This window comes from Kitasatospora sp. NPDC005856 (assembly GCF_040629945.1).
In the GTDB taxonomy this organism is placed as follows: domain Bacteria; phylum Actinomycetota; class Actinomycetes; order Streptomycetales; family Streptomycetaceae; genus Kitasatospora.
The window spans coordinates 1-3,435 of record NZ_JBEXWT010000199.1; the positions used below are offsets into that span (position 1 = coordinate 1).

The window sequence follows — 3,435 nt, forward strand, 5'->3', positions numbered from 1 at the left end:
GCTGCTCACCCTCTTCCACCGCTACATGCGGCCGATGGTCGAGCAGGGCCGGGTCTTCGCCGCCGTGCCGCCGCTGCACCGGATCGAGCTCACCAACCCCAAGCGCGGCCAGGAGAAGTACCACTACACCTACTCCGACGCCGAACTGCGCTCCACGCTGCTGGAGTTCCAGCGCAAGAACCAGCGCTGGAAGGACCCGGTGCAGCGCTACAAGGGTCTGGGCGAGATGGACGCCGACCAGCTGGCCGAGACCACCATGGACCCGCGCCACCGCACGCTGCGCCGGATCAACCTGGGCGACCTGGAACAGGCCGAGAAGATCTTCGACCTGCTGATGGGCAACGACGTCGCCCCGCGCAAGGAGTTCATCGTGGACTCGGCGGCCACCCTGGACCGCTCCCGCATCGACGCCTGAGTCGAACTTCGTGAAGCAGTCAGCGCAGAGGTCCTGGTAGTGAACACGTGTGGGCGCGCCGGTCGAGCGTCCGACCCGCGGCCGTCGCGCCCACACTCCGCGAGGGTGCCTCTGACCGCCACTGGTGTGCTCACTACTGCAATCACCACGCTCGTAGTGCCGCCGCACCAACTGCTATTTCGCTGACCTCCGGACACGTTGGCTACTACCATTCCCATACGTCGCAGATCGCCGACCGTCCCACCGCCCTCGCACGCCACAAGGTAACGATGAAGATCAAGCGAGCACGCATCCAGAACTTCCGCAGCTTGCGGGAGGTGGACATCGAATTCGATGCGACGACGTGCTTCATCGGGCCGACCGGCGCGGGGAAGTCCACCGTCCTGCGTGCGCTCGACTGGTTCTTCAACGGGGAGAAGACGCTCTCACTGGACGAGCATGATCTCCACTCCGCGGCTGACAGCCGCCGGATCACCGTCGAGGTCGAGTTCAACGATCTTACCGAGTACGACCGGGGCGTGCTGGGCAGCTACGCCCCGCCCGAGAGCGACACGGTGATCGTGTGGCGGACCTGGGAGGACGGCGAGGACAAGATCAGCGGAAGGGCGCTTGCCTTCCCGCCGTTCGAAGCGGTCAGGGCTGTGCCGACCGCGATGGCCAAACGCAAGGCGTACGGGGAGCTGCGCGATCAGCAGCCGGACCTGGAGCTGCCGTCGGCGGGCTCCGAGGCCGCCGTAATGGAGGCGCTTTTGACATGGGAGCGCGAGCATCGCGACCGGCTCGTCCCCACCGAGCGCAACGGCACCCACTTCTTCGGCTTCGCGGGCCAGAGCAAACTCGCCGAGCTGATCGACTTCGTCTTTGTCTCGGCCGACCTGCGCGCCGCGGAGGAGGCCGACGACCAGAAGGCCTCCGCGCTGGGCCGCATCCTCGACCACGCGGTGAACCGGACCCAGGAGATCGCAGCACTCGGCGAACTCGAGAAATCTGCCCACGAGGAGCGCCTGAAGATCCAGAACGAGGCGTACAAGCCGGTCCTCAAGAGGATCTCGGGTGCGCTCTCGCGAGAGCTCGCACAGTTCACGACGGGACGCGGGATCGCGCTCGCACCAGTCGTCCACACGCCGAAGCCGGCCAGGACCAGCTTCAAGGTCAGCATCTGGGACGGCGCCGCCGAGACCTCCGTCAGCCGCCAGGGCCACGGCTTCCAGCGCGCGCTGATCATCGCCGCCCTCAAGCTCCTCGCCGAGACCAGGCGGCCCAGCCAGGAGACGCGCACCCTGTGTCTGGCCATTGAGGAGCCCGAACTCTTCCAACACCCCGCGCAGGCGAGGATCTTCGCCGACGTCCTGCGCGACCTCGCCACCGCCAAGGGAAGCCGGGTCCAGGTCACGTACGCCACCCACAGCACCGTCTTCGTGGACCACCGCGCATTCCACCAAGTACGCCGGCTTCGCTGGGACTTCGTCGACAACCACCCCACGACCCATACCAGCCAGGTCACCGTGGACGACCTCTGCGAGGCGCTCGCCGGTTACGTGAAGCCGGACAGCGTTCGTCGCCACGCCGGCCTCCGCTGCACCGACACCCTCGCCGAGGGCTTCTTCGCCCTGGCCGCCGTGCTCGTGGAGGGAGATACCGACGGGGGCCTGATCACCGGCTGCGCCCAGAACATGAACCTGGGCCTCGCCGCCCAGGGCGTCAGCGTGATTCACGTCAGCGGCAAGAACAACCTGATTCTCTGCCACGCCATCCTCACCGCCCTCGGAGTGCCCTGCTACGTCGTCTTCGACGGTGACTGCGGCATGGAGGAGCGGAAACTGGCCTCGATCCAAGGACGGGAGGGCGACGACTACTTCCAAGCCAAGAAGAAGATCACAGCGGCGGCCGACGACGCGGCCCGGATGAACGCGGACCTGCTCGGATATCTGGGCGCGCAGAGGCGGGTCCCCTGGCCGGAGTCAGTGTCCACCTCGACCTACACCGTCTTCGACGACAACTTGGAGGAGTACCTCAAGGGTGCCTGGCCCGCATGGTCCAGAAGACTCAAGCAGCTGATCGACTCCGGCGAGGGATTCCCGGGCAAGAACGCCCCCACCTATCGGGAAGCCGCCAGCAGCGCGGAAGGCAATCCGCCCTTGCTGCTCGTCCAGCTCCTAGCCAACGTCCAGGAGCTGCTGAAGGCCAGCACGCCGCCGTCCTTCCACGCCGTACCGCGCCAACTCGGCCCGGACGATGCTGTCGAGGCGGCAGTGCCCACTACCTAGATCGAATCGCTCCGGAGCCGCCGCTGGATTGGTGGTGGGCACCGACGAGGACGTCGCGCAGGCGGGGTACCGGCGCAGTGAACGGGCGACGGCGCGTGGAGGAGATGTTTGGGGGTGCGGTTGAACAGCTTGGTCGTGTAGGCGGTCAGAGCTGCTACTTCGCGGAGCTGCTGGGGGTGCAGGTCGAGGTGCTTGGCAGCTTCCAGACCGGGCAGTTCGACTGCCTCTGCAAGCGCTCCCCAATCCTGCATGGCCGAGACGACGACGGTTCGTCCGATGCGTATCGCGAAGAACGGGATGTTGATGATGTCCACGTAGTCGAAGCGGTTCCGGCGTTCTGTCGGCTCCATCGCGCGGAAGACGAATGTGGAAGGCCGGGTGCTGCTTGTTGTGCCATCGGACTACGCCTCGAGCGGCTTGGAGCAACAGGTGGTGCATCCGGAACGATGCCAGAAAGTCTGGGTCGATGATGGTCCCGCCGGCGGGGTCTCGTCGATCCCAGAGGAGTGACATCTCACGGAACATCAGCCCGTAGTAGATCTTGCCCATCCATAGGAACAGGGTTGTCCGGTCGAGTGCGCGACCGCGTCAGGGCCTGCGACGAAGACGCGGCCTATTTTCATCTCGATGCGGGACAGGTGTTCGTTGTTGCAGCTGCCTGAGCTGCACTGATCTTCGTGGAGTCCTTGAAGCCTGGGTTACGATCCAGGCGTAAGGAGAACCACCTGCAGTGCCAGCACCCCGTAAGTACCC

At 65.7% G+C, this 3,435-nt stretch carries 2 protein-coding genes and 1 pseudogene; 2 read left to right on the forward strand and 1 reads right to left on the reverse strand.

Going from position 1 to position 3,435, the window contains the following annotated elements:
* Both ABZ449_RS41845 and ABZ449_RS41850 read left to right on the forward strand, forming a co-directional pair.
* A pseudogene (locus ABZ449_RS41845) lies at window positions 1-415 on the forward strand (DNA topoisomerase IV subunit B); the annotation flags it as partial.
* 269 nt (window positions 416-684) lie between these two features.
* Window positions 685-2,682 carry an ATP-dependent endonuclease gene (locus ABZ449_RS41850; RefSeq protein ID WP_360357344.1) on the forward strand — a complete coding sequence of 666 codons (1,998 nt, stop codon included), beginning with the start codon at window positions 685-687 and terminating at the stop codon, window positions 2,680-2,682.
* Here the strand turns inward: ABZ449_RS41850 and ABZ449_RS41855 are convergent.
* The gene (locus tag ABZ449_RS41855; protein ID WP_360357346.1) at window positions 2,679-3,032 is read right to left on the reverse strand and encodes a hypothetical protein; all 354 of its coding nucleotides are present in this window, start codon (window positions 3,030-3,032) and stop codon (window positions 2,679-2,681) included. The genes ABZ449_RS41850 and ABZ449_RS41855 overlap by 4 nt on opposite strands.
* Window positions 3,033-3,435: the final 403 nt, after the last annotated feature.

Bases quoted from the DNA above. Each gene is read 5' to 3' on its own strand.
- ABZ449_RS41850 (WP_360357344.1), top strand. From the start codon at position 685: ATGAAGATCAAGCGAGCACGCATCCAGAACTTCCGCAGCTTGCGGGAG.
- ABZ449_RS41855 (WP_360357346.1), bottom strand. From the start codon at position 3,032: ATGGAGCCGACAGAACGCCGGAACCGCTTCGACTACGTGGACATCATC.